This window comes from Brevibacillus nitrificans (genome assembly GCF_003710965.1).
Classification (GTDB): domain Bacteria; phylum Bacillota; class Bacilli; order Brevibacillales; family Brevibacillaceae; genus Brevibacillus; species Brevibacillus centrosporus.
Genome location: NZ_RHHU01000006.1, coordinates 14,144 through 38,522 on the forward strand (window position 1 = coordinate 14,144; position 24,379 = coordinate 38,522).

The 24,379-nt window shown below is 50.7% G+C and carries 21 protein-coding genes; 1 reads left to right on the plus strand and 20 read right to left on the minus strand.

The window, feature by feature from the left end:
* Positions 1 to 47: 47 nt before the first annotated feature.
* The 15 genes from EDM59_RS11955 to EDM59_RS12025 all read right to left on the minus strand — a co-directional run bounded on the left by EDM59_RS11955 (position 48) and on the right by EDM59_RS12025 (position 16,416).
* Positions 48 to 926, minus strand: a complete 879-nt coding sequence (locus tag EDM59_RS11955; protein WP_122923899.1) for an HAD family hydrolase — start codon at positions 924 to 926, stop codon at positions 48 to 50.
* Between the two features lie 99 nt (positions 927 to 1,025).
* A complete protein-coding gene (gene ftsH, locus EDM59_RS11960) occupies positions 1,026 to 2,945 on the minus strand; it encodes an ATP-dependent zinc metalloprotease FtsH (RefSeq protein ID WP_122923825.1) in 1,920 nt (639 codons plus the stop codon).
* 69 nt (positions 2,946 to 3,014) lie between these two features.
* Positions 3,015 to 3,554, minus strand: a complete 540-nt coding sequence (gene hpt / locus EDM59_RS11965) for a hypoxanthine phosphoribosyltransferase (RefSeq protein ID WP_122923826.1) — start codon at positions 3,552 to 3,554, stop codon at positions 3,015 to 3,017.
* Positions 3,551 to 4,978 carry a tRNA lysidine(34) synthetase TilS gene (gene tilS, locus EDM59_RS11970; protein ID WP_122923827.1) on the minus strand — a complete coding sequence of 476 codons (1,428 nt, stop codon included), beginning with the start codon at positions 4,976 to 4,978 and terminating at the stop codon, positions 3,551 to 3,553. Before tilS ends, hpt begins: the two co-directional genes overlap by 4 nt.
* Entirely contained in the window at positions 4,956 to 5,402 is a 447-nt protein-coding gene (locus EDM59_RS11975) for a threonine/serine exporter family protein (RefSeq protein WP_092275015.1), read from the minus strand. Before EDM59_RS11975 ends, tilS begins: the two co-directional genes overlap by 23 nt.
* Positions 5,403 to 5,406: 4 nt before the next feature.
* Positions 5,407 to 6,156 carry a threonine/serine exporter family protein gene (locus EDM59_RS11980; RefSeq protein WP_122923828.1) on the minus strand — a complete coding sequence of 250 codons (750 nt, stop codon included), beginning with the start codon at positions 6,154 to 6,156 and terminating at the stop codon, positions 5,407 to 5,409.
* Positions 6,157 to 6,205: 49 nt separating this feature from the next.
* Positions 6,206 to 7,156 (minus strand): serine/threonine protein kinase, encoded by a 951-nt coding sequence (locus tag EDM59_RS11985; RefSeq protein ID WP_122923829.1) that lies wholly within the window; start codon positions 7,154 to 7,156, stop codon positions 6,206 to 6,208.
* A complete protein-coding gene (locus EDM59_RS11990; protein WP_122923830.1) occupies positions 7,146 to 7,907 on the minus strand; it encodes a VWA domain-containing protein in 762 nt (253 codons plus the stop codon). Before EDM59_RS11990 ends, EDM59_RS11985 begins: the two co-directional genes overlap by 11 nt.
* A gap of 63 nt (positions 7,908 to 7,970) precedes the next feature.
* On the minus strand, positions 7,971 to 10,445 hold the full coding sequence (spoIIE, locus tag EDM59_RS11995; RefSeq protein WP_122923831.1) for a stage II sporulation protein E: 2,475 nt from the start codon (positions 10,443 to 10,445) through the stop codon (positions 7,971 to 7,973).
* 392 nt (positions 10,446 to 10,837) lie between these two features.
* The gene (locus EDM59_RS12000) at positions 10,838 to 11,209 is read right to left on the minus strand and encodes a S1 RNA-binding domain-containing protein (RefSeq protein WP_092274998.1); all 372 of its coding nucleotides are present in this window, start codon (positions 11,207 to 11,209) and stop codon (positions 10,838 to 10,840) included.
* Between the two features lie 41 nt (positions 11,210 to 11,250).
* On the minus strand, positions 11,251 to 11,562 hold the full coding sequence (locus EDM59_RS12005) for an FtsB family cell division protein (RefSeq protein WP_092274995.1): 312 nt from the start codon (positions 11,560 to 11,562) through the stop codon (positions 11,251 to 11,253).
* Between the two features lie 20 nt (positions 11,563 to 11,582).
* The gene (gene yabQ / locus EDM59_RS12010) at positions 11,583 to 12,155 is read right to left on the minus strand and encodes a spore cortex biosynthesis protein YabQ (protein ID WP_122923832.1); all 573 of its coding nucleotides are present in this window, start codon (positions 12,153 to 12,155) and stop codon (positions 11,583 to 11,585) included.
* Positions 12,152 to 12,436 (minus strand): sporulation protein YabP, encoded by a 285-nt coding sequence (gene yabP / locus EDM59_RS12015; protein ID WP_092274989.1) that lies wholly within the window; start codon positions 12,434 to 12,436, stop codon positions 12,152 to 12,154. The genes yabQ and yabP overlap by 4 nt, the downstream gene beginning before the upstream one ends.
* Before the next feature lie 106 nt (positions 12,437 to 12,542).
* Positions 12,543 to 14,573: a copper amine oxidase N-terminal domain-containing protein gene (locus EDM59_RS12020; protein WP_122923833.1), complete on the minus strand. Its 2,031-nt coding sequence runs from the start codon at positions 14,571 to 14,573 to the stop codon at positions 12,543 to 12,545.
* Between the two features lie 61 nt (positions 14,574 to 14,634).
* A complete protein-coding gene (locus EDM59_RS12025; RefSeq protein ID WP_122923834.1) occupies positions 14,635 to 16,416 on the minus strand; it encodes an SgrR family transcriptional regulator in 1,782 nt (593 codons plus the stop codon).
* A 101-nt stretch (positions 16,417 to 16,517) separates the two neighbouring features.
* On the opposite strand from EDM59_RS12025, the gene EDM59_RS12030 reads away from it, so the two are divergent.
* Positions 16,518 to 17,801: an MDR family MFS transporter gene (locus tag EDM59_RS12030; RefSeq protein ID WP_122923835.1), complete on the plus strand. Its 1,284-nt coding sequence runs from the start codon at positions 16,518 to 16,520 to the stop codon at positions 17,799 to 17,801.
* A 31-nt stretch (positions 17,802 to 17,832) separates the two neighbouring features.
* Here EDM59_RS12030 and EDM59_RS12035 read toward each other — a convergent pair whose 3' ends face one another.
* The 5 genes from EDM59_RS12035 to spoVT form a co-directional block, all read right to left on the minus strand.
* A complete protein-coding gene (locus EDM59_RS12035; RefSeq protein WP_122923900.1) occupies positions 17,833 to 19,977 on the minus strand; it encodes a GDYXXLXY domain-containing protein in 2,145 nt (714 codons plus the stop codon).
* Between the two features lie 185 nt (positions 19,978 to 20,162).
* On the minus strand, positions 20,163 to 20,459 hold the full coding sequence (locus EDM59_RS12040; RefSeq protein WP_122923836.1) for an RNA-binding S4 domain-containing protein: 297 nt from the start codon (positions 20,457 to 20,459) through the stop codon (positions 20,163 to 20,165).
* Between the two features lie 3 nt (positions 20,460 to 20,462).
* A complete protein-coding gene (yabN, locus tag EDM59_RS12045) occupies positions 20,463 to 21,950 on the minus strand; it encodes a bifunctional methyltransferase/pyrophosphohydrolase YabN (protein ID WP_122923837.1) in 1,488 nt (495 codons plus the stop codon).
* Between the two features lie 38 nt (positions 21,951 to 21,988).
* On the minus strand, positions 21,989 to 23,623 hold the full coding sequence (locus tag EDM59_RS12050) for a putative polysaccharide biosynthesis protein (protein WP_122923838.1): 1,635 nt from the start codon (positions 23,621 to 23,623) through the stop codon (positions 21,989 to 21,991).
* Positions 23,624 to 23,796: 173 nt separating this feature from the next.
* Complete coding sequence (gene spoVT, locus EDM59_RS12055; RefSeq protein ID WP_092274966.1) at positions 23,797 to 24,339, minus strand: stage V sporulation protein T; 543 nt, start codon at positions 24,337 to 24,339, stop codon at positions 23,797 to 23,799.
* Positions 24,340 to 24,379: the final 40 nt, after the last annotated feature.

The following is a 24,379-nucleotide window of genomic DNA, read 5'->3' on the forward strand; positions in this document are numbered from 1 at the left end:
CGTACGAACGGTTTCTTCTCGTGCAAGCTTTACCCAGCTTTTATCCTTTATCGTGAAGGCGTCTCACCAAGGACATGCTTCCAAATAAATTGGGCCACGCCATCCTCATTGTGGTGTGGCGCAACAAATTTGGCGATCTCCTTGATTTTGGACGAGGCATTCTCCATCGCCACCGAGTAGCCAGCCTCGGTCAGCGCCTCCCGATCATTTTCCGCATCGCCAAAAGCCATCACTTTCTCTGGCGCTATCCCCCACAGCTGGCAAAAATGCTGCAGTCCTTCCCATTTGGAAACGCCGTGTGAATTGATCTCGATGTTGGTACTTCCGGATGAAGTAATGGAAATCTGACTTTTCCAGGGTGCAAACTGATCGGCGATCCACTTCAAGCGCTTTGCATCGCTTTCCCAAATGAAAAACTTCACGATCTCAGCTTCACCCGTCTCAATATTTTTCAGCATTTCCTCCAGAGGAGCCACTTTTGCAAGCCTATACAAGGCAAAGCGCCGCATAGAAACTCCCTCTAACGATGTGCCCTGCTCGATGATTGGTTCCAGACGATCCCGATCCTCCTGCACCATCCAGCGATTGCTGTTTGTATCGTGCATTTCGTAGTAAACCGGCTCCGAATCTTGTCTGAGTGCATGGATTGCTCCGATGACCATCTCTTTTGCCAAGGAATAGCGGCGGATCAGTGTACCATCCTTTTCGTAAAGGGCCGCCCCATTGCTGCAAACATAACCGTCGAAGGGAAACGAATCAATCGGAATCTGTGCGGAACCAAACATTCTTCCTGTCGATAGTACCAGCTTGCAGCCTGTTTCCTGCAGCTTGAACAGTGCTTCTCTGTTTCCCTTGGACATTTGTGATGCCTCATTCAACAATGTACCATCCATATCAAATGCTGCCATCCCCGGTGTAAGTAGCATCATTTCTCCCCTCCACTGATTCGGTTGATTATGCTTCTTTATGCTGAGCAAAGTGCCGCTTTTCCCTTTTATGACGAAAAGAGGCACCTGAGGCGCCTCTTATTGTTTCGGTTCTTCGTTTGTTTCGTCTTGTTTTGGTTGAATGTTCACGACCACATCGCTATTTGTCAGTGGATCGTTTTCCATTTTGCCTGTCTCAATCAGCTGTCTGATTTGATCCGCATCGAGAGTCTCGACACGCAGCAAAGTGTGTGCAATCAGATCGAGCTGGTCACGGTGCTTGGTCAACAAGTCCGTACATTTTGCGTAGCATTCGTTGATGATGTTTTGCATCTCCTGATCGATCTCGTAAGCAATCTGATCAGAGTAGTTGCGCTCGTTGCCATAATCACGACCCAGGAATACCTGTCCCTGGCTTCTGCCAAATTGCATTGGCCCCAGACGGCTCATCCCGTATTCGGTAATCATGCTGCGAGCAATGGCTGTTGCACGTTGGAAGTCATTGTGTGCACCGGTACTGATATCCCCGAGCACCAATTCTTCTGCGACACGACCACCCAAAAGTCCGACGATCTTGTCGAGCAAGTCTGTCTTGGTGGCAAAGAAACGGTCTTCTTTTGGCAGCATGACCGTGTATCCGCCAGCCTGACCACGTGGGATGATCGTAACCTTATGTACCATTTCGGCATTTCTCAAATGATAGCCGATGATTGTATGACCAGCTTCGTGGAAAGCAACCAGACGTCTTTCGTCTTCGCTGACAACACGGGACTTTTTGGCAGGACCAGCAATGACGCGGTCGATGGCTTCGTCCACTTCCACCATGTTGATTTGCTTTTTGTTTTTACGGGCAGTGAGAAGGGCTGCTTCATTCAGCAGGTTCTCCAGATCCGCACCGGTGAAGCCCGATGTACCGCGAGCAATCACATCCAGTTTGACGTCCTCACCCAGCGGCTTGTTGCGAGCATGTACTTTGAGTACGGCTTCGCGGCCTTTGATGTCAGGGCGATCCACTGTAATTTGACGGTCAAAGCGTCCCGGACGAAGCAATGCCGGGTCGAGAATGTCTGGTCGGTTGGTCGCAGCCACCATGATGATGCCTTCGTTTCCACCGAAGCCGTCCATTTCTACGAGCAACTGGTTGAGAGTTTGCTCACGCTCGTCGTGGCCGCCGCCGAGTCCAGCTCCGCGTTGACGACCTACAGCGTCAATCTCATCAATAAAGATAATGCAAGGCGCATTTTTCTTAGCATTTTCAAACAAGTCACGCACGCGGGATGCACCGACCCCGACGAACATCTCTACGAAGTCAGAACCAGAGATGCTGAAGAACGGAACGCCAGCCTCACCTGCAACTGCACGAGCAAGCAAGGTTTTACCTGTACCCGGAGGACCTACGAGCAGTACGCCTTTCGGAATGCGGGCACCAACAGCATTAAATTTGCGCGGGTCTTTCAGGAATTCTACAACTTCCTCCAGCTCCGCTTTCTCTTCGTCTGCACCAGCTACGTCGTCAAACGTAACGCGCTTCTTCTCTTCGTTGTACAGCTTGGCACGGCTTTTCCCGAAGTTCATGACTCGGCTGCCGCCACCTTGCGCATTGTTCAGAAGGAAGAAAAACAAGATGAAGATGATCACAAATGGAATGATCGAGGTCAAGAACGTGAGCCAGATGCTGTTGCCCTCCGCCGGATGCACCTCTACCTTTTTCACTTTTTGTTCATCAATCTTCTGCTCTACCAAAGAGATAATGTTGGAATCATACAGTGGAACGTTGGTGAAGAATTTGTTGCTTTCCTGTCCCGGAATTGCTTTAGCCAATGTACCATCCACTCTGTATGTACCATTCTCAGGGCGAATAGCCATCTCTGTGATGTTATCGGCTTGCAACTGTACCCGGAAATCCTGATATGTAAGTTTCCCAACCTTATCAGTACCGGAGAGGATGAAATTCACGATCCCGACCGTGACAAGAAAAATCAGTAGGTAGAACCCGGTATTACGAAAAAAGCGATTCATTCCTTACCTCCTCTCACGAACAGACACTTTTGACATTTTATCATATTAAGCAGGGTCTCCACAACAAACCTACTTTGTGTAGACCTCAGGCTTCAATACCCCAATGTACGGCAGATTACGGTAGTGCTCCGCATAGTCCAGTCCAAATCCGACAACGAATTCGTCCGGAATGTCAAAGCCGCTGTAATCCGGTGAAATGTCCACCTTGCGACGCTCGGGTTTGTTGAGCAGCGTTACTACTTTGACAGAAGCTGCTTCGCGATGGCGCAAAAGCTCTACCAGTCGGCTGAGTGTCAGTCCGCTGTCCATAATATCTTCAACAACCAGGACGTGACGGTTTTGCACCGAGGAATCGAGGTCCTTCAGGATTTTCACCATGCCCGTGGACTCTGTGCCGCTTCCGTAGCTGGAGACAGCCATGAAATCCATTTCGCAGGGAATATCCATATGACGAATCAAATCCGCCATGAAAACAACGGCTCCTTTTAGCACGCAGATCACCAAAGGGTTTTTATCCCGGTATTCTGCAGCCAAAGTCTTGCCCAATTCCTGTATTTTGCCTGCAATTTCGCTCTCAGATAGCAAAATCTTCTCGATGTCTTGATTCATGAAAAAACCTCCCGCCAATCTTCTCCAAACTCTACTCGCACATGTAGGAAACGCTTCGTTCGTTCATCTACAGGCGCTGCGGCGGAACGGCGTACACCCGGTACCAAAACCACTTCATCTCCCGCGATCAAAAGCGGCAGCCGATCTCTCCAGGCTCTCGGAATTTTTGTATCAATCAACAATTCCTTCAGCTTCTTTTCAGAGCCTGAGCCAAATAAAGCGAGACGGTCACCTGGTCTTCGATTGCGCAAAAACAGCGGCCCTGGCAAACGATCGGCATCAAAAACCGCTTCGTTCTCCGGCAGTCGCTCCCAATCCGTAAGGCGTTCCAGATAATTCGTATGTACCCAAACCTCGCTCTCTGCGATCCACACCTTTCCTGGAACAGGGAGCTCATAACAATACATATGTATGCGTTCTTCTCGTCCTTTTGGACAAAAATGAATTCGACCGTACACCCGGCTCACGACCAGCTGTCCAGGCAAATGCAGTTCAGCAGAAGGACGGCTACCACCTGACATGTGCAACACTGCCTCGACATGCTGAGAAGACCACTCAGTTTGTTTAGAGACATAATCTAATATTAGAGTAATCATTCTCCTTTGTAAAGCAACGTCACAGTTTTGAAACGGTTCATTGTCAATCACAATCTCGTCTGGTTTTCGTACGATCAGGACCTTTTCCAGTTGCTCAATCGCGAGTCTCTCCAAAAACGCATGGTCTTGGTGGATCGCCTCTGCCGCCTCGAGAATATGTTCGCGATAACGCTCGTTGACCTCGGCCAGCAGCGGCATGACTTCGAGCCGCAGCAGATTTCGTTTGTACTTGCGGGAGCGGTTGCTGCTGTCCTCGCGTGGATGCAGCCCGTTCTCCTCACAGTAGCTCTCCAGTTCCTTGCGAGTCACATGCAAAAGAGGGCGTACCAGCTCGATGCTTCCCTCTTCCAACCAGCGCCTTTTCGGCATTCCGGACAAACCCTGCATTCTCGTCCCCCGCACAAACCGGAACAAAATCGTCTCAACCTGATCATCGGCATGATGAGCGAGTACCAGCTTGGTCGCTCCTTGCTCTTTTGCTACTTGCCGGTAAAAGCCGTAACGAATTTCTCTGCTGGCCTCTTGTCCCCCCATCCCTGTCTGCTCCATGTAGGCGGGCACGTCGAATTCAAACAGGTGGAACGTGACGCCAAGCTTCCCGCAAAGCTCCTGGGCGTAAGCAGCGTCCTGCCGTGCCTCTTCCCCGCGAAAACAGTGGTTCAGATGAACAGCGTGAAGCTTCCACCCGTAGTGATAGTTTTTATTGAGAGCCACCAAGATATGCAAGAGAGCGGAGGAATCATTCCCTCCGGAAACACCCACGACGAGGGTCTCCCCAGGCAGCAGGAGCTTCTCTCGCAAAATTTCACTGTGCACGCTTGCCAGCATAACGGGCTCCTTTCACGATGGTGACCACGGAAATTCCAAAAATCAGCCCGGAAGCAATAGCTCCCGCTACCATTAAAGTCTTCGTAGCCAACGTTATGCCCTCTACGTAGTCGTTATTCACAAACGCAAGCATGGACTTGTACGCTAAAGACCCTGGAACCAATGGAATAATGCCGGCGACGCTGAAATTAGTAGAAGGCACGCGCAAAAATATCGACATCACTTGGCTGAGCAAGGAAACAATCGCGGCAGATACAAAGGTCGAGAGCAGAACTTCCGCATTTAGGAGCGGCAAGAACGAATAGACGAGAAACCCGACCATGCCGGCGATGCCTCCAGCCAAAATCGTCCGAACCGGCACATTGAACAAAACACACCAAGCCATGGACGAAATGAAGCTGAGCGCCAATCCTTTCAACAACATCTGATCACCTCATAAACCAGAGAATAATTGCTGTAGCCACGGCAACAGAAATAGCGGTCAGCATGGCCTCTACTCCACGTGAAACACCTGCCACCAGATCGCCCGCCATCAAATCACGCAGCGAGTTGGTAATCGCGATCCCCGGAAACATCGGCAGCATCGCCCCAATAATGATGATGCTAATGTGCAGCTCAGGGAAGACAGTCACAGCCAACAAGGCAAACAAGCCACCTAGTAAAGCTGCCGAAAACTCGGTAAAAAATTTCATTCGAACAAACTGTTCCAAATATTCCAGGCTGAGATTGACCGTCAACCCAGCCAGGGCTGACGGAGCGAGATCGTACCAGGTGCCTCCTGCGAGCATGGCAAAAGAGCCGCTGGCAGTAGCGGCCGCCAAATGCTGCATCCACTTCGGGTACAGCGGTTTCTTTTGATCGATCTCACACAATGTCAAATACGCCTGCTCCAAAGTCATGCCTCCACTCACAAAGCGACGGGAAACATCGTTGACCAGCGTAATCTTGTTCAGGTTGGTTGTCCGGGACGGCGTACGCACCATGCGCGTATGGTCCAGACCTTTGCATCGAAAGGAGAGAATAATACTCGTCGGAGTCGCAGAGCTGTTGACGTCATCCATCCCTGCTGCTTGCGCAATCCGCGCCATCGTCTCTTCCGTACGGTAGGTCTCTCCCCCGTTTTTTAAAATTATCGCGCCTGCCAAAAGACAGGTATCCATCACCAAATCTGAGGACAAGACCGTCACATCCTTATCTAAACCTCTATATTGCCTTGTTCCTGCAAACTCACATGAACCAAGCGTAATAAAGTGTGCCAGCCAAAAGCAACAAGGACGCGACAAACAGACCGCTAATCCCCATTCCTCCTGCCCCAGATGTCCGCTTTTGCTTCTGTATGTGCTTCTGCTTTTGCGGGGCGGCAACTGTGAGATCTTTTAAAATCTCCAGCATCTCTGCTCTCATTTCCCCTGCTGTCGAGTACTTCCCGTGAAAGGCTTTCAGGAGTGGCACTCGATAGGGGTACAGGCCGTCACTTTTCCGTATTATATCACAGAGCCATACCGTATGCCGCGATTCACTGTGACTGCTTTTCCACGTTTGCGGATCGACAGCGAGGCGCACCATCATGACTGCCGCAGAAAACAGGTCGTAGCTGATTTCCGCCTTTCTGTCTCCCGCATGCCAGTACGCCCGGTCGTACTCCTCGGTGAACTGCCGAACCGCATTGCCCTGCTTGGTTACTCCCCCAAAATCAATGAGACGGACCTGCTTGCTCGATTTCGTCACCATCACATTTTCCGGCTTCAGATCTCCAAACACCCAACCGTGCTTGTGCAAAACATCGAGACGAGCCAACAGCTGGACGATCATCACAGCGACCCATTCCACTCCGGATTGCCTGATATATCGGTCCAGCTGCTCCCCCTCCAAGTATTCCATCGCGTAAAACGTGCATGGCTTGCCATCAATCACCAGATCGTCCACATCACACAGGAGCGGTCCCACTTGGGAATCCCGCCCCTGCTGCACGCTTTTCAGCACATTGACTTCCATTAAAATATCCATGCCTTCTGCCCCGACCTTGACCGCCCGTTTGACGCCGCCCTGAGTAGTCAAATAAACGGCGCCGTTCGCTCCACGCCCCAACTCCCTTAAGACGTGGTACGATTTTTTATTCCATTTGCCCTGAAACTGACGCGGCAAGCTGGGAATGTGGGGCGCTTGATTAAAAGACATGGTCACGCAGGCTTCCATCTTCGTTATCGTCCGACTCCATGTCGGCATATCGCTCGGATAGAGAGCGCGGGAGCTTCACATGCTCGAACAAGGCGATCGCCTCTACAATAGCCGGACCCGTAGGCGTAATCCCGCTCATCGCCAAATCACTGCTGATCTGATGAGCCTGTTCGACTTTTTCCGTCCATGGAATGCGCACATCCAGGTACTTTTGTTTCCCAGGAAATGAACAAACGGCCATCCGACTCTGACCACTACGTGAGTGCAAGCTGATACTGAAGTCATGTATGGCCTGCTGCACCGCAGACAGCTTTGGCTTCATACTCCCTGAGGTATCCACTAGCATGACGACATTCAGGCTGCTCTTCTCTCCCAGCTCGTCCACCATGCCGGCTACCTGCACTCGTTTTTGAGGCTCCAGCTCTTCTATACCGGAATCGCCCAAAATCTCTTTCAATTCTTTATTGACTACTTGGTGAATCGTACGCGTCATCGCTTTGCGCGTGAGCATTTGCACGGTTTGCGCCAGTTGCTGCGGGTAGACAATATCGCAAAGGCCACCTCCTGCTTCTGCAATCTCGCGGATCTCCATCTCGCCCTTTTCACCCAGTTCGCTTTTTTCAATCACACCGATCACGTTCACCGTAATCCCTTGTTCTCTCGCAAGAGCTGCTGCTGCCACCGGGCTCATCCCGGTATTCGAGCATCCGTCGGTCACAACCAAAATTTGCCGAAGTGTCGCTTCTTTCACAAATTATCTCCCCATTCTGCTTTTTAGCAACAGTATCGACGGGGAGCCGAAAAAACATACTCGCTAACTCACAATCCGAGGCCGCTCCAGCTTCTGCATGCCGTGTACCTGAATGGCCGACCACTGGGGTACAAACCGGTCTATTCGCGCGACCAGAACCGTCATGTCATCGACGATCTGTCCCGAGTGCTGACGAATGACCTTTTCAAGCAACAGATCAGCTACTTCCTGCGGGTCGTCCGTTTCCAGCTCACTGATGATTCGCTTCATCCAAGCTTGGCGATTTTCAATATGCCTTGGCGCTTCGTAAATTCCGTCTGACATCATGATCAGCAAATCTCCGGGCTTGAGGGAACGGGATACGACATCCACCTCGATCTCATCTAGGATTCCCACCGGCAAATTATTAGCTGTGATCGTGATGACATCGGCGTTTCGTTTCACAAAGCTGGGGGTCGAACCGATTTTCACAAAGCGGGTATTCGCCGTCTGCAGATCAATCAGCGCCAAATCAACGGTAGCAAACATCTCGTCGGTAGAGCGCAGCGCTAACACCGAATTGACTGTTTTGATCGAGATTTTCTCGTCCATGCCGGAGCGCAGCAGCTGTTGGAGCATGTCGAGTGCAGACTGGCTCTCTATGGAAGCACGTTCTCCGTTGCCCATGCCATCGCTGATCGCCAATGCCATTTTCCCATTTCCCAGATCCATCGTGCGGAAGCTATCCCCTGATAAAAGCTTGCCGTCCTTGGCTGCACCCGCTACGCCGATATCGATCTCGAAGGTTTTGGCGGATGCGAGGCACATCGTGCATGAGCCGTCTTTTTGGGCTTCGCAGTGCCTTTCTCTGACAACGATGTTTTCCCCCAGGATTTCCGTCAGCATGGGAGCCACGATTTTGGCGCATTCATCGCGCCCGTAGCAGGTAGGCTGACTGATCTCGATATCGACTCTTCCTTCCTCCAGACTGTGTATATCTACGCGGCGCACGGAAAGGCCCAGTCCCTCCAACGCCTGCGATACTTGTTTCTCCTGAAAGCTCAGCTCCATCCCTTCCCGCTGAATCTCCCGAGCAAAATCACTCATAACTCGTGACACGCCAGAGAGCTGATCGGCTACCAGCTTGCGGCTTTCCTTTACCTGCTTTTTCAGCTGTTCAAAGGATTCCTGCCGCTCAAATTCCTGCTCCATGATCGTCATCACTTTTTCGGTCTTGACGCATTTCCGCTCCCACTCCTTTGGTGGTGTAACGCCTGCGAGCGTTCCGTTCTCCTGCACCTTTTCCATGAGCCATCTCATGCCCTGATAGGTCGACTGCATATCCTTTTCCCAGCATTGTTCCTTCTTCCAGCACTTTTGGCAGGTAAATTCCGTGACACGGCTGAGAAAGGCGTCTGCCTGCTCCTCGACTTCCTCAGGGTCCGCCGTCTGGGCGAAGCTGCGAGACAGCTGCGTGAACAGCTCGGAAAACTGCTGGATCTTGCCCGCCGTCACATCCCGTACCCGGCGCATGTACTCTTGATGAGACTGTAGATTTTCCATCGTGCCCGGGATGAATCTCGCGACCTTCTTCCACAGCACAGCCGGTGTCAGGATAAACAGAGTAATGGCAATTGCAGATTCTACGAGGGATAAATACAAGGTTTCCTCCGCACCACCGTAGATCGCCAGGATTGCTGTCCCAATGAGCAAGCCTGCCGAGACACCGACTTTCCCCCCCTCTTTTAGCAAGCCTGCCAACAACCCAGAGAAGGCGAGCAGATTGATTTGCAAAAGGGCACTGACATTTGCCAGACTGAGGATCAGGCCCGTAACGACCCCGACTGCAGCACCCACGGTCCCTCCACCTACAAAGGCGAACAACAGCAGCAAATACCGGGACAGCACGTGCTCCATGGAAATGCCTTCAACCATCCAGTCCACCGTGCCAGTCATCAGCGAGGCTAACAAAATGACCAGAGAGACGATCTCTTCGTTTTTCAAGGGCTCGTAAGGCTTGGCCAGATGAACGATCGAGAGCGATTGAATAAAGATGAGTGTCAGCACAAACCCCAAAACAGCTTCGACTGCGACCATAACCAGCTCGTAAGTATTTACCTGATTGGTCAGCGCATGGTACAGCAGGTGGCTGACAAAGATCGTCGTCATGACGAGCAGTGGCGTTCGGGAAAAATCCTTCCTGCGCATTCGCTGGCTGATCTTGCACGCGGCGAATGCCAGTACAATACTGAGAACCGTCTGCAGCCCGAGCGGCACCGTTTGGGTAAAGGCTCCTAATATCAAAGCGAAGCCGGTCGTAATGATACAATCTCTTCGCAGATAAAACATGACGATGAAGTAGGGGATCACAAAAGGAGTCAGCTCTTCCAAGATGAGAGCCCTTCCTAACAAAAAACCCATTAACAAGGGCAGCACGTTCCACCGATAGGCTGCATCCGCTATTTTTTCTCCCCAGGTCATCGCGGCTGTATCCATTTGCTCAGATACTTGACGCGTCCATACCTGGCCGGTACTCGTAACATTTTTATTTGCGATCATGTCAACACCACCCCGTTCTTGTTCAATGTGTTTCTCAATTATACGGAGGCGGTATTGTAAAATTTGTCAAAAAACCAATGGATATTCCCAGAATCGTCCGACAAATTCATTGACACGTTTGGACATGAGCCCGTGCTTTATGCAGAAGGGGCAACTTGGCCACGCCAGGCTACTAACGAACCTCCAGCGCCTTTGCAAGGGCAAGCTTCTTACCTTCCCTTCTTTTTGCACAAAAAAAACCGACGTTATGGCGGATAACGTCGGCTGACAGGTGATTCGCGCTTTGCGAAACGGGCTTACGATACGTATTCGGCATGATTTACAAAATGCCTTCCTGGTTTTGTAGTCAAAATGCGCAAACTCCAAAGAAAGAAAAGTCAAAATTTTCCGAATTAATGTTGTCGACCGCGGCCCTTCTTGTCCCCATTTTTCTTTAAGGGGGACTGGCGGTCTTCGCTTTCTTTCAAAAATCGATTCAGTTTATCTTCAAAGCCTTCCCCACGTTCACGCTGATGGCGAGGTGGTCGTTCCTTTTCCAACGCCTTTTTTATCGACAATCCGATTTTGCCCTCGCGGATATTCAAGACCTTCACCGTTACGACATCCCCGATTTTCAGGAAATCATGAATATCTTTGACAAACGTGTCTGCGATCTCACTGATATGCACAAGACCGGTCACATTTCCTGGCAGCTCCACAAACGCACCAAATTTCGTGATACCTGTCACTTTTCCTTCAAGTTTGCTCCCGATCTCGACTCCCATGAACGTGGAAAGCCTCCCCCTGCTTGAAGATCAGTCAAACGCTACTCCTCCGGAATCACATAAATGCTCTCGCCAGGCTTGGTATAGTAAATCCGCTTTCTCGCCAGCTCTGCCAAATACTCCTGGTCATTCAGACGACTCGCTTCGTAGGTCAGCTCCTCTTGCTGCTGCAGCAAAACGGCGGACTCCTGCTTCAATGCTTCCAGCTCAGTCTCTTTCTGGGCCAGAACCCCGCTCTGCAAATAAAAGGTATAGCCAGTCCAGACGAAAAAGCAAAGAATGAAAAAGAAAAACAGCCGCATTCTCCGCTTTTGCCCTCTTCGATTGGTTGTAGGGGATGCTGCTTCTTTCATCATTAGGCCACCTCGGATGTTTAATCCCGCTTTCTCTTTGAGTGAAACCAATTCTTCCCATTGGTCCAAATTCCTTTTGTTTTGCCGAACATTTTTTTCCCCAAATGTTGACCCCATCTGGCAAAGGGCGAAGTGACAAAACGCGCCACTTTCCACAAAAAGCCGAGGATCGCGAGCAACACGGAATACAAAAATGCCAGCACCATCAGGATCACTCGGTAAAAAAACAGGATAGGACGCACAACCAGGGTGTCAATGATCTGTAAAACCGTACGGTAAAACCACTGACAAAATTTTATCACGCGGTGTAAAAATTGGATATACTTCTTACTACCTACTACAAAATACACCCAGGCGCCAAAAATCATTCCAAAAAAGATGGGAAACCGAATGATTCCGTCGTTTACTTTCACCAATATCAAGAAAACAGCACCCATGCTGCCGATCCAGAAGAGGACGTCAAAAATGAACACCATCCACAACGGCAGCCTGCTCTTTCCTTTAAAAACATGATACGTATCAAATCCCATTCCCATAAGCGCACCGCACGTGGACATGGCCAGGACCGTCTGAAGCTGGGTTGCGATACTCACTTGAACAGCTTGCCGAAGAATCCTCTCGACCGGTCTCCGGCCTGCCCTTGCTCCAGATAGGCCATTTCATGCACCAGACCCTCGATCGCCACTTCTCCGGTTTCCAAACTCAGATTTTTCATATGCAAATTTTGTCCACGTATGGTTAAAAAGCCGCCTTCTGTCTCCAAGAGAAATTCCTCACTGTCAAAGCTTTCGACGTTCTTCACACCCGAAATCGCCAAAGAGCGCCTGTTGATCATCACGACTTCATGGCGAGGCCGCTTCGTGTGCTCCATCATGCTAACTCCTCCCTTACGTACCCTTCTTGTACAATCGTATGGGAGGGGATGTCCTTTTAGAACAAAAACCCCGCTAGAGAGCGGGGTTAGCAGGGTAGCTTGCTTCTTATTTGTACACGGTGTAGTTGCCGTTGACAAAGATGATTTTGTAGCCAGTCCGGTCGGTAATCGTACGCAGCGGCAAGGTTGGAATGTTGCTCTTCACCTGAACAGCCGTTGGCAGGGTAACATTTTGTCCGTTAATCGTCGCCACATTGGAGCCTACCTTGAACTGCATGACGGTACTGCCGCTAACCACTTTGGCTGTCGTAGCTGTCCAGGTAACGGACATGCCCAAGCCATCGCGGAAGAAGGAAGCAGGCATCAGCGTATTACCGTTCACAATGTAAGGTGCCGCTGTCATTGCTGTCGCTTTTCCTGACTTCGTGAACGAAGCGACGTTTGCCTTGAAGCTGACGCCATTTAGTGCCACGATCGTCGCAGGACGAGCGAACAGAAGACCCTTTTCCTCCGAGGTGTAGACACCAATGCTGTATACCCCCGTAGTTGCCGGATTCACAATGCCTCCTGCCTCCAGCACATTGACCGTCACGGCTGTCTGTGCAGGAATGTCCTGGGACGGAACGATAATCAGGTTTTGGCCCCGTACGCCGACATAGTTGGCAGCCGCACCGTTGACCGTCACGCTCGTCGCCGGTATGTAGGCAGGGACTTTGAAGCCTGCAGGCAGGACTATTTCAAAGAATCCTTGCGAACGTGTGATAGGAGCCCCGAGTCCTTTGATGGCAATCTGCACGCCAGTCGGTGTCGACGCCGTCGCACGAGTCAATCCGATAGTAGCGGCCGTATTGTCCACGGCAGCAGGCGCAGAGGTACCGGAAATTTCAAAGCTTTTGGAACGGTACGTCTTGTTGTCAACCTTGGCAGTCAGGCTGTATGTACCTGCTGTTTTGGGATTCGTCAAATACGCATCATAGGCAAATTTGACGGTCAGGCTGTCCGTGCTTTTAAATCCGCTAGGCGTACGGAAAGAAACCTTGCCATTGCTTGTACTCACGGTATTGACCTGATCCCCGTTCACCGTTACGCTGTAGCCGGATACCACAGGCGGTACCATGTCTGCACTCGGGAACTCAATCGTAATATCCGTATTGGAATACAGCTTTGTCGAAAGATCTATGTCGAAGGAATAGCTGGATCGCGCTCCAGCACCACGATCAGACAAGGCCACATCAAAGGATGACTTCGCTGTCCCGGTCACTTCCATGTCTTCGGAGGTGTACTTTTTGCTGTCGTACTCAATCTCAAAGGTGTATTCGTCATCGGCCTCTGACGGATTCTTGATGCCTGCGGACGAGCTGAACTCCAGCTTGATGTAGCTATCTCCGTCGGCTCCGCTCGGAATCTCGATGCGAATGGAGTCACTGTCCAGGATGCTGACATATTCGGCTTTGGTTCCGTTGACTTTTACGTCGGATTTGCTGATGCTCTTTGGCAGCATATCCTTCGTTGGGAAATCTACATAAATGTATTTTCCCTTTTTCAGTTTCCCTTTGGAGGAAAGGTTGAATTTGCCCAGCGTCAAGGAGATGTCAGCCTCAGCCGACTTGCTGCTCTGGACGACGTCAAACTTGCTGCTACTGCTGCTTCCGCTGCTTGACGATTTGCCGATAGTGATTTTCTCATTTTTATAGGTGGTTTCCTTCGAGGTCTTTACCCCGATCGTGTAGGTTCCTTTGTCCTCGGGATTGGTAATGTTGTCGATTGTCAGTGTGAGCAGGGTGCCTTTGCTGACCTTTTCATCCAGCTCGATCGTCACCACGTTGCCGCTGACCGAAACATCATCGATCTCGACTTCATCGCCATCGTCATCTTCCAAATACACGTCGGATGTTTTCAGCTTTTTATCAACCGTGTAATCCGAAGGGAACTTGACGGAAATTTCGTCACCCGATTTCAGTTCCTTGTCGATTTCAAATTCAATCGTATATTCAGTTTCTTCATCTGCGCTCGTATCATCTGCCGAAATATCTTCAACAGTTAGGGCATAAGCGGCTTTTGGCACCACGACAAATGGACTTGCCAACACCGTAGTCGCCAGCAATACGGAAATACCTGTTTTTGCGCTTTTGTGCAACGGTAACGCCTCCTTTAACCTGCAATTCCTTTTATGATAGGAAAAGAACGGCAGGAAAGGGTTACAGAAGGGTAACGAAAGACTTCACCCAGAGCTTGGAGAAGTCGAGCCAACCAAATGAATTGGCGACAAACCCCTGCAAAGCCGGGTCATAGCGGTCAATCCGTTTTACATGAAAGATGAATAAAATCCACAGCTCCTGACGAAAGATTTCTTCGATTTCCATTAAAGCTTCCATCCGCTTTTCCCGATCCGACATCCGCATCACCGCAGACAATTTCTTGTCCACCGCCTCTCGCATCTCGTCATTCATAAACCGGTAGACGATCGTGCTCTTGTTTTTGTACAATTCGAACAGCCCGAGCTCAACGTCACTTTGCAAGACTTCTCCTATGATAACCATATCTGCCTCACGATCCATAAGATCAGACAGGTAATTTGCTTTTGTCACCGGGACAACCCTGATTTCGATCCCCATTTGACTGCATCTGCGTTTTATCCATTTCCCGACTACGTCAAACAATTTTCCCTCACTGATAAACAACGTGAGCGTCTCTCCCTTGTATGTGCTGCGACGCAGCCAAGAAGCGGCTTCCTTCAAATCAGATGATGGCAACGACATGCTTCTGCTCTTCTTTGGCAAAAAGCTCCCCGCACTAGAAAACGCGTATTCTCCCAGTTTTCCTACCAGCTGATTGCGGTCAACCACGATCTGCATCGCCTGTCGAAAAGCAAAGTCATGGTGAACACCCGGTCTGCGGAAATTAAAAGCGATATAATGACACCCCGTTTCCTCAAAAACGAGGTCTTCCTCCTTGTTCCCGGCCCCAGGCTTTATCTCCCGCTCCGGCAGCTGATACAGCTGATTGGAGGAGTGCCTTCCTGCCACAATCCAGATCTCGACGCGATCGAGCAGCGCCCGCTCTCTGTAGTAATCGTCAAACGCCTCTAGCACAAGTCGCTCATCGGTGTACTCAGCCATCCGAAACGGCCCTGTTCCCACTACGGCTTTCTCTGAAAAGGGCAGATCATACGGCAAGACGGACATCGCCATCGAACCCATGAAGTGGAGAAAAAAACTGTTTGGCTGACGTAAATGGAAGGTAACGATTCTTTCGTTTTGATGCTCGATCCGTTCTATGTCATCGACTTGCCAGCGATAGGGAGAGTCCAGGTCGATGAGACGCTGTACAGTGAATTCAACATCTCTGCCTGTCAGGATACGTCCGTGATGAAAGCGCACCCCTTTCCGCAAATAAAAGGTCCAAGCCGTCTGTTCTTCATTGCTTTCCCAAGCATGTGCCAGCTCGGGAAGGATGGTCTGTGTCTCCTGATCATAGAAGACCAGCCTGTGACACATCTGATAAAGAAAATGACTCTCGGCAGCCACTGACACAAAGGCTGGATCGAGACTGGAAAAACCACGCGACCGAGGAATCCGTAGGACATCAAGATTCGCCGTTTTCCCCTCTTCTGAAACGAACCCGAATTGACTGTCCCACGTTTCCTGTAGGGAATGTTTGATCCTTGGCGGCAGCTTTTTATTTTGAATGAGCTCGATCGCCTCTTTGATTTTCCCTTCCGACAACAGCCTCTTGAAGCAGGATCGGAAAAAATGAGCGGTATCACACAGAATCGTCAATGTCGAATGGTTGCCCCGCCCCACTCCTGCCTTCCAGCGCAGCAGACCCTCGTTTTCCCATTTGCGGAGGATCAGTTTCACATTGCGCGGCGTACAGCAAAGAATTTCCGACAATGCCTCGATGCTTATCGACTGTTCATGATTCGTTTCCCAATCGGATAGACCAAACAGCATCTGCATAAAGTGCTCTTCGCTCTTCATCCCAACCACCCTCCCAAAAGGTGAAATTCTTAAATGAATCTTACCCTTTTTCTTCTCCTTTTGACAGGTAAAATGTAGAAAAACGAAAGGTGGTCTGCTCCATGAGCTTTATGCAGCTGCACCCGAACATTCGAATTCGCATCGTGACTTCCTTTCTGATCAGAGCGGTGGGGACGATGATCTTCCCTTTCATGGCTATTTATTTCTCTGACAAACTCGGTCAGGCATTCGCCGGTTTCCTGCTATTCGCCAACATTTGCGCCCAGATGCTGATGGGCTTCTACGGTGGGTATCTCGCAGATCGTTGGGGCAGAAAAAAGGTGATGGTATATGGGGAGATCGCCCAGTGCATTGCCTTTGTCTTCATGGCGCTCGCCAACTCTCCCCTTTTGGATTCCCCATGGCTTACCTTTGCGATGATGCTCGTTCAAAATGCGAGCAACGGTATGATCGGACCTGCTGCGGATGCGATGCTGATCGATGTCAGCACCAAAGAGAACCGGACCTTTATGTACAGCATCAATTACTGGGCAGTCAATCTGTCCGTAGCGATCGGCTCTGTACTCGGCGGGATCTTGTTTGCGACCCACCGCTTTGAACTGATCCTGGGACTGACAGCTGTCAGCCTGTTCGCCCTTGCTCTCACTGTTTTTTTCATGCAGGAGACTTACAAGCCGAGCACCTTCGACAACGCACCCAAAGCCAGCATTCTAAAAGATGTATTCACCAGCTACAAACAGGTAATGAAGGACCAACGCTTTATCCTGTTTTCTCTAAGTGGATTGCTCATCTTTTCACTGGAATTTCAAACGGCGAATTACATTGCAGTCCGATTGTCCCACGAATTTCAAACGCAAATGGTGCATGTCGGAAACTTGTTTTCCTTTGAGCTGAACGGCCTTAAGGTATTCAGCCTGATCCAGCTGGAAAATACGCTGCTGATTGTCTGCTTGTCGCTTTTTGTAAGCAAGCTCGTTCGGCAGGCAAATGAGGCCAGAACCATGTACACTGGCGGGTTCCTGTTTGTGATCGGCTATTCGGTCATTAGCTACAGCAACTCGCTGGTCGTGATCGTAGCTGCGATGCTCCTTGCGACAATAGGCGAGCTGCTCCACATTCCCACTCGTCAGGCCTACCTTTCGCAAATCGTGAAGGACGGTGCACGCAGCTCATACATGGCAGTGAATGGACTCTTTTTCCAATGCGCCAGACTGACCGGAACGATCGGCATCAGTGTCGGTGCCATCTTACCCACGATGGGAATGTCGATTCTCCTGCTCGTGATAGGACTCTCAGGGCTTCTGCTCTTGCGCCACGTACAGCAACAGGATCAACAAATGGGCATTCGCTACTCGCAGGCCAATGCAAAAGGAGCCGCCGACTAACCGGCAGCTCCTGCTCTCTTTTCTTACGGTTTTACTGGGCCGACAAAGACTCCAGGATCGCATCGCCCTTTTTGCTTACACGCACCTGTGCAAATTTCGCGGAACGCTCGACTTCAAGTCCTGTGCCCTCAGGGACAAAGTAGCTCTCGATCCCATACTCGACTTGGCTGGATCCGATCACATTTCCATTGATCATGACGTCGTCCGGCTGCATCTGATACGCTCTGTTCCAAACACCGTTCTGTTCGTAATAGCCGCTGTAATCATACACGCCATCCGCTTGTGGTCGAAGCACCACCTGAATCTTGCTCTCCATATCAGATATGTTTTCTTGCTCGAGGGTCGAGATTGTGTACCCCAATCGCACATAATCGCCTTGCAGCAGGGAACGTGGATCAATGGGCTCGAGCTGCAGCTTGATAGCGCGACCTTGTGTGAGAATGGTCTCGCTGCTGACGATCTGATAGCCGATCAGCACGAGCTGCAGCAGGATAATGAGGAGGAAGGCGAAGCGCTTTTGTGCAAAAAGAGCCGGTTTAGCCGCTTCCCACTCGGATTTTACAGAACGGTCAAACCAGTAGCTGATAGCGAAAAACACGATACTGAGCAGCAACAGGCTGATGGATTTATGCAGGAGGCTCCACAGAAGATCGTAGTATTTCATGAGCAGGAACGCGAACCAAAAGCCGAGCGCGATGGCAAAGCTCACGCGATCCTTCCTATGCATGGTTCGATACACCAGATACGTAGTGATCACGAAATAAACAAGGCTGATCGCGACATTCCACGCGCCCCCCCACTGATTGCTTTCTGTTAATACCAACAGGGAAAGCAGCCCGTAACCCAAGGAGCTGTTCCGCAGGGCGTTTGGCAAACTCGGCAGCAGATACATGGCCATCTGAGAGACAAAGATGATCGCAAGCACCAGGTCGTGGGTATTTCTCCAGTCACCCAATTTGAAATAAAGGATGAACAGAAAGACAAATTGGGTCAGCAACTTCGTGGGAATTCCGCCTGTGATTGTCCAAGCCGCACACAATCCCGCCAGCAGCACGACCCAATAATACCCATCCAAATACAGGCTCGTGGCGACCCCGATCATACATCCCATCGTCATCAGCGTGTAGCGGACAGTCCCGTTCATTTTGTTCTCGGAAAATACCGGGACCAATAGGCCAATCAATGACAGGAAGAAAAGAAAATAGATGACGGTATCATCATCGCCGATCACCAAGAACAAAAAGCCCGCAAGCGAAACGGCCCCAATCGTAGCTGCCACTAGTGTAACGAGCACCGTAAAGGCTTCCTGAAAAAAGCGCACCCATCTGCTGTCATGAGAGGCTGCCTGTCTTTTCAGCCACTTCATCGCCGCTACGGCTCCCCAGACAATTCCTACCGCAGCCAGCAGGCCAATCAGGAAAAAGCCCTCCGAATAATGCTCAAACATAAACCAGAAAAACTGGGCCAGCAAAAACAGCGCAAGCATCGTCGAGGTCACGATCAGCAGGATACGATTTGGCATCCATTTCAGAAAGCCGAAGAAAAGCACTCCACCGATCACCAGGTACAACAGCTCTGGAAGCCCTCCGTAAACCTCCACGAAGGAAGAGGAGAACAAAGCGAGCTGAAAGGCGAGAAAAGAAAGGTAATAGAGGGGACGAGACTTCAGCCGCTCGGATGCGGTCAGCCAAAACAACAGGAAATTGCCCAGCGCGATCAGCCAAAAGACCATAAACCACCACTGCCCATCCCTGACCACATGTATGACCGATGGCTGCAAAAAGAAGCAAAGGGCCAAATGAGCCAGCACATAGCTGATCACATAGAAGGGCTGGTATCTCGACACGATCGCAAACAACAGATTGGGAATCAGCCAAACGACAAACAGCATGTAGCTGTCCGCGTGGGAATTATAGATCTGCCCGAGCAAAGCTGCACTGATGCCAAAGGCAAGCCCGCCTGCCACCAATAGCCAGTTGCTAAGAAAGGTATGTCTTTTCAGGACGAGGGTGGCTACGTACGAAAATAAATAAAAGAGAACGAGCACAGAGGTACTCACACCGATTTTCTCCCATCGGCTAAGCACGGGCCAGTTGGAGGCAAAGAAGTAAAAAAGTGCAGACAGCAAGAGCGAGATCGCCAAAAAATAACCGAGTCGCACTGCGTTTTGTTGCATGTGTTCACATCCCTTCTTCGTCGTCGTGCCTACATGCGTAAACCCATTATATACCATACCCCTATAAGAAAACCTCCATCGAGGCTTTTTCCAGGAGGAGCGCCCCCCGTTGTAGCGGGAAATTTCCATGCGCTCTGATACGTAAAAAAAGACTACCCGTTTTAGGGTAGCCTCTGCGTATGCTTTTACTGGCCTTTGATGTAGGCGTCCTCTTCTTTTTCATCCCGTGGAACCGGCACCTCTCCCAGGACGCTATAAAGGGATGCCGCCTCTTCCTTGCGTGGATTTTCCTTAATGTCTTCCACTTTCACCGTCACGATTTTCTGTCCGAAGCGAATAGCCAGCTTGTCGCCGATTTTTACATTGCTGGCAGATTTGGCCTGACGATCATTGATCTCGACGCGGCCTTTGTCACAAACCTCTTTCGCCAATGTGCGCCGTTTGATCAGACGGGATACTTTTAAGTATTTGTCCAGTCTCATAGCCTATCCTCTCCTTTTAGCGTGCTGCTTGGCTTCTTCCCACCACTGATCCATCTCTTTCAGATCGGTATCTTCAAAGGATTTGCCTGCCTCACGAAGCTTTTCTTCAATATAGGAAAAACGTTGCTTGAACTTGTTATTGGTCAATGCCAAGGCTTCTTCTGGATCGAGCTTCATGAATCGAGCCAGATTCACGACGGCAAACAGCAAATCGCCCAGCTCGCCCGCACGCTCTTCTTCCGAAGCTTCGCGCAGCTCGCGGTACTCTTCCTCTACTTTGCCGTAGACATCAGCAACATCGTCCCAGTCAAAGCCTACCTGTGCCGCTTTCTTTTGCAGCTTGTAGGCGTACATCAGGGCTGGCAAATCGCGTGGAATACCCGCCAGCTGGGATTGTACGGTGACATCGATTCCTTTTGCCGCTTTTTCCTGCGCCTTGATCTCCTGCCAGTTAGCCAAAGCTTCATCGGAGTCGTTCGCACTCTTTTCTCCGAAGACGTGTGGGTGTCGGCGAATCAGCTTCTCATTTAGCGTCGCAACCACATCATCCACGGTAAAGTAGCCGTCCTCCGAAGCGATTTGCGAATGCAGCATGATCTGCATCAGCAAATCACCCAATTCCTCGCACATGGCATCCGGGTCTTCATCGTCGATCGTCTCCAACACCTCGTACGTTTCCTCGATGAGATTTTTGCGGATGCTCTGATGGGTCTGCTCCCGATCCCACGGGCAGCCGTCTGGACTGCGCAGAATCGCTACAATTTCCTTCAAATAGGAAAACTGGCGGTACGAGATGCGTTCATCGTGCGCTGGTGGTACATAGACGAGCGACAAATTGCCGAATTGGTCCAAGCGATCCAGCTCGAACAAAGGAACCGTTTCGATTCTCTCTTGTCCTGCTACCCCGACGGCAGTCGCTACCGTCACGAGAAAATCATCCGGCAGTACCTCCATCAGCGTCAGTTTGACATCGGATGCGACAAAGGCATCGTATACCTGGGCGATAATGGTATGCAGTCCTGGGGAGACTTGCTCGGTTTTCAGCGCCGTCCCATCCAGCAAGGAAAAGCCCTCAATCGGATCGATCTGTAAACGTGCAAACAGAGGATCAATAAAGCTCTGACCGCCGCCGATCTCGATCTCTACCCCTCGCGATGGACCTTGTTCCAACAGCAGCTGTACGGTACGCTCGGCTACCAATGGATGACCTGGCACGGCGTAAACGATCTTGCCATGCTGCTGGGCTTGGGCAAACAGCACTTCTACGATGTCGGCATACACATCTTCAAAGGATTCGTGCTTCTCATAAGTCTCATCAAAAGACGAAAACGAAATGTTCTCTGCTCCAAGCTGTGCCACTACCGGATGCTCCTGGGTGCGCAAGTAGAGATGCTCAGCCTGTTTGAGCGTTCGATAAATGCCATATGGCAATTGGTCCAGATCTCCCGCTCCCAACCCCACTACTGTAATCGTTTGTTTGGTTGTATCCAATCGTCTCGCCCCCTTGTCGAATCTGCTTTCTTCTATTTTTATTTCGGCAACAGATGCAGCTTGGCCAACAGCGAAGCAATCCGTTTGCCTTTCGGTAAAAACTGAATGTCAGTTCGTGTCAGCCCACCTGTTTTCAGCAGAGCCAGCAAGTACACCAGCGCCCCGCAGCCCACGGCCACCAGACCAACAATCGTATGGATCAACCGCTGCGGTCCTGGCATGTTACCCAGCAGCGCATTGGCCCCCCACTCTACGACCAAAACCACGACCGACATGACAATGACCGATAAAAACGGCTTCAACACCGTCTGACGAAGGCCAATTCCGGCCCCCGTGTACTTTTTCACTGCGAGCACGTTTAATCCCATCGCTACCAGGTAGGCAAGCACCGTGGACAGGGCAGCCCCCGAAATCCCCCAAAACGGTACGAGGACCAGATTGAGGACCAGCTTGACCATCACGCCAATGAAAAGATTCCGTGCCGGGCGCATGACCCGTCCAAGTCCTTGCAAAATGCCTGCACTGGCAATGCTCAAGGTCGCAAAGATAATCGTAAAGGATTGGACAGCCAGTGCCTCCGTGCCGTTGGTATCGCCGTACAGCATCACGTTGATCGGCTCTGCCAGCAAGGCCAGTCCAAACGAAGCAGGCAGTCCCAGCAAAAACGTCAAGCGAATCGCAATCTCCGCACGGTTTGCGATCAACTGATGCTGACGCTGTGCGACCGCTTCACTGATCGCTGGCACCAAGGCCAAAGACAGGGAGGTAGCGAAGAAGGTCCCGAACTGAATCAGCGGCTGCCCGCGGTCAAACGCACCTTTTGCCAGCTTGGCGAGATCTTCCTGCATCCCGCTCCACTGCAGCATGTTGACGACGGTCACCGAGTCTACCAGCGGGATGAGCGGCAGCACTAAAGCTCCCATGCAGATCGGAAGGGCGTAGTACAAGAGACTGCGCAGAACCTGGCGATTGGTCCATTCGGCAACCCCAGAGGATTGCTGCTGCTCCCCTTCCAAATGTCGAATTTGCTTGTCCTTACGCCAATACCACAACAGCACGAGAATGGCTGCTACTCCTCCAGGAAAGGCAGCAAATACGGCGCCTGTCCCGGCCAGATAAGCATCCTGATACACATTCATCGCCCAAAAGGCGGTCAACAGGATGAAGATGACCCGAATCAACTGCTCAACTACCTGAGATACACCTGTGGGCATCATATTCTGATGGCCCTGAAAATATCCGCGCAGGATCGCTGCCATCGGTACGAGCGGCAACGACCAAGCAACTGCCCGAAGCGGAGTCGTCAGGTGTTCATCTCCCATAAACTTTGCAACCATTGGTGCTCCTACATAGAGCAACAGAAAGAAAAACAACCCCAGTATGACCAGCGAAATACTGGCTACTCGAAAGGCGCGACGTGCTCCGATCGCATCACCTACGGCCACTCTTTCGGACACGATCTTGGAGATGGCAATCGGAAAACCCGCCGTCGCCAAAATTAACAGCGTGGTATACAACGGATATACTTGCATGTATACGTACAAACCGATGTCACCGGCAATGTTCTGGTACGGAATGCGGTACACAGCGCCCAAAAGCTTGGAGACAAGACCGGCTACCCCGAGAATCGCGGCGCCTTTCACAAACTGAACAGATGCCTTTTCTTGAACCATACGAGTGAATTTTCTCCTCTCCAACCAGAAACTTCGTACATTATACCACATGCGTTTGGAGATAAAGAAAACTTGCAGCGCTAGAAATTCCTATCTGTGCAACAGAAAAACAGCCTCGGGATTTGGGACTGAGAAGGGTCAGTACCTATCGAGGCTGTCTTTTTAAGTATGGTCTACTGTTCCATTTGTTTGGCTAAGAATCCAGCAGCTGTTTCCGACATTTTCATTTCGAGATCGCTCATCTTGGTTGACTCGTTTTTGTTGAGCAAGATCACGGAACCAATCGGGTCACCACCGGCAACGATAGGCGCTACTACAAAGGATCCATATGTCTCACTCATATCGCGACAAATTTCATACGAGCCTGCGTTTTTCTCCAAGCGCGTCTTGCGCTCCTCCAGGCATTTCTCCACAATGCTGCCAATCGCTTTTTCCAGATACTCTTTCTTGGAAGCCCCCGCCACTGCAATCACGCTGTCTCGATCAGAAATCAGTACGGTATGATTCATGCTCTCATACAGAGAGTCAGCGTATTCTTTGGCGAAATCCCCGAGCTCACCAATCGGCGAGTACTTCTTGAGAATGACTTCTCCATCACGATCTACGAAGATCTCCAGCGGGTCGCCTTCACGAATGCGCAGTGTACGACGAATCTCCTTAGGAATCACGACCCGACCGAGGTCGTCAATTCGACGAACGATACCAGTTGCTTTCATGTCATGTTGCCTCGCTTTCCTAAGAGAAGTGGTAGTGAGA

What these genes read in the sequence shown, in the direction of transcription:
- EDM59_RS11955 (WP_122923899.1), bottom strand. Translation starts at nt 926, where the DNA reads ATGCTACTTACACCGGGGATGGCAGCATTTGATATGGATGGTACATTG.
- ftsH (WP_122923825.1), bottom strand. Translation starts at nt 2,945, where the DNA reads ATGAATCGCTTTTTTCGTAATACCGGGTTCTACCTACTGATTTTTCTT.
- hpt (WP_122923826.1), bottom strand. Translation starts at nt 3,554, where the DNA reads ATGAATCAAGACATCGAGAAGATTTTGCTATCTGAGAGCGAAATTGCA.
- tilS (WP_122923827.1), bottom strand. Translation starts at nt 4,978, where the DNA reads ATGCTGGCAAGCGTGCACAGTGAAATTTTGCGAGAGAAGCTCCTGCTG.
- EDM59_RS11975 (WP_092275015.1), bottom strand. Translation starts at nt 5,402, where the DNA reads ATGTTGTTGAAAGGATTGGCGCTCAGCTTCATTTCGTCCATGGCTTGG.
- EDM59_RS11985 (WP_122923829.1), bottom strand. Translation starts at nt 7,156, where the DNA reads ATGTCTTTTAATCAAGCGCCCCACATTCCCAGCTTGCCGCGTCAGTTT.
- spoIIE (WP_122923831.1), bottom strand. Translation starts at nt 10,445, where the DNA reads ATGATCGCAAATAAAAATGTTACGAGTACCGGCCAGGTATGGACGCGT.
- EDM59_RS12000 (WP_092274998.1), bottom strand. Translation starts at nt 11,209, where the DNA reads ATGGGAGTCGAGATCGGGAGCAAACTTGAAGGAAAAGTGACAGGTATC.
- EDM59_RS12005 (WP_092274995.1), bottom strand. Translation starts at nt 11,562, where the DNA reads ATGAAAGAAGCAGCATCCCCTACAACCAATCGAAGAGGGCAAAAGCGG.
- yabP (WP_092274989.1), bottom strand. Translation starts at nt 12,436, where the DNA reads ATGATGGAGCACACGAAGCGGCCTCGCCATGAAGTCGTGATGATCAAC.
- EDM59_RS12025 (WP_122923834.1), bottom strand. Translation starts at nt 16,416, where the DNA reads ATGAAGAGCGAAGAGCACTTTATGCAGATGCTGTTTGGTCTATCCGAT.
- EDM59_RS12030 (WP_122923835.1), top strand. Translation starts at nt 16,518, where the DNA reads ATGAGCTTTATGCAGCTGCACCCGAACATTCGAATTCGCATCGTGACT.
- EDM59_RS12035 (WP_122923900.1), bottom strand. Translation starts at nt 19,977, where the DNA reads ATGCAACAAAACGCAGTGCGACTCGGTTATTTTTTGGCGATCTCGCTC.
- EDM59_RS12040 (WP_122923836.1), bottom strand. Translation starts at nt 20,459, where the DNA reads ATGAGACTGGACAAATACTTAAAAGTATCCCGTCTGATCAAACGGCGC.
- EDM59_RS12050 (WP_122923838.1), bottom strand. Translation starts at nt 23,623, where the DNA reads ATGGTTCAAGAAAAGGCATCTGTTCAGTTTGTGAAAGGCGCCGCGATT.
- spoVT (WP_092274966.1), bottom strand. Translation starts at nt 24,339, where the DNA reads ATGAAAGCAACTGGTATCGTTCGTCGAATTGACGACCTCGGTCGGGTC.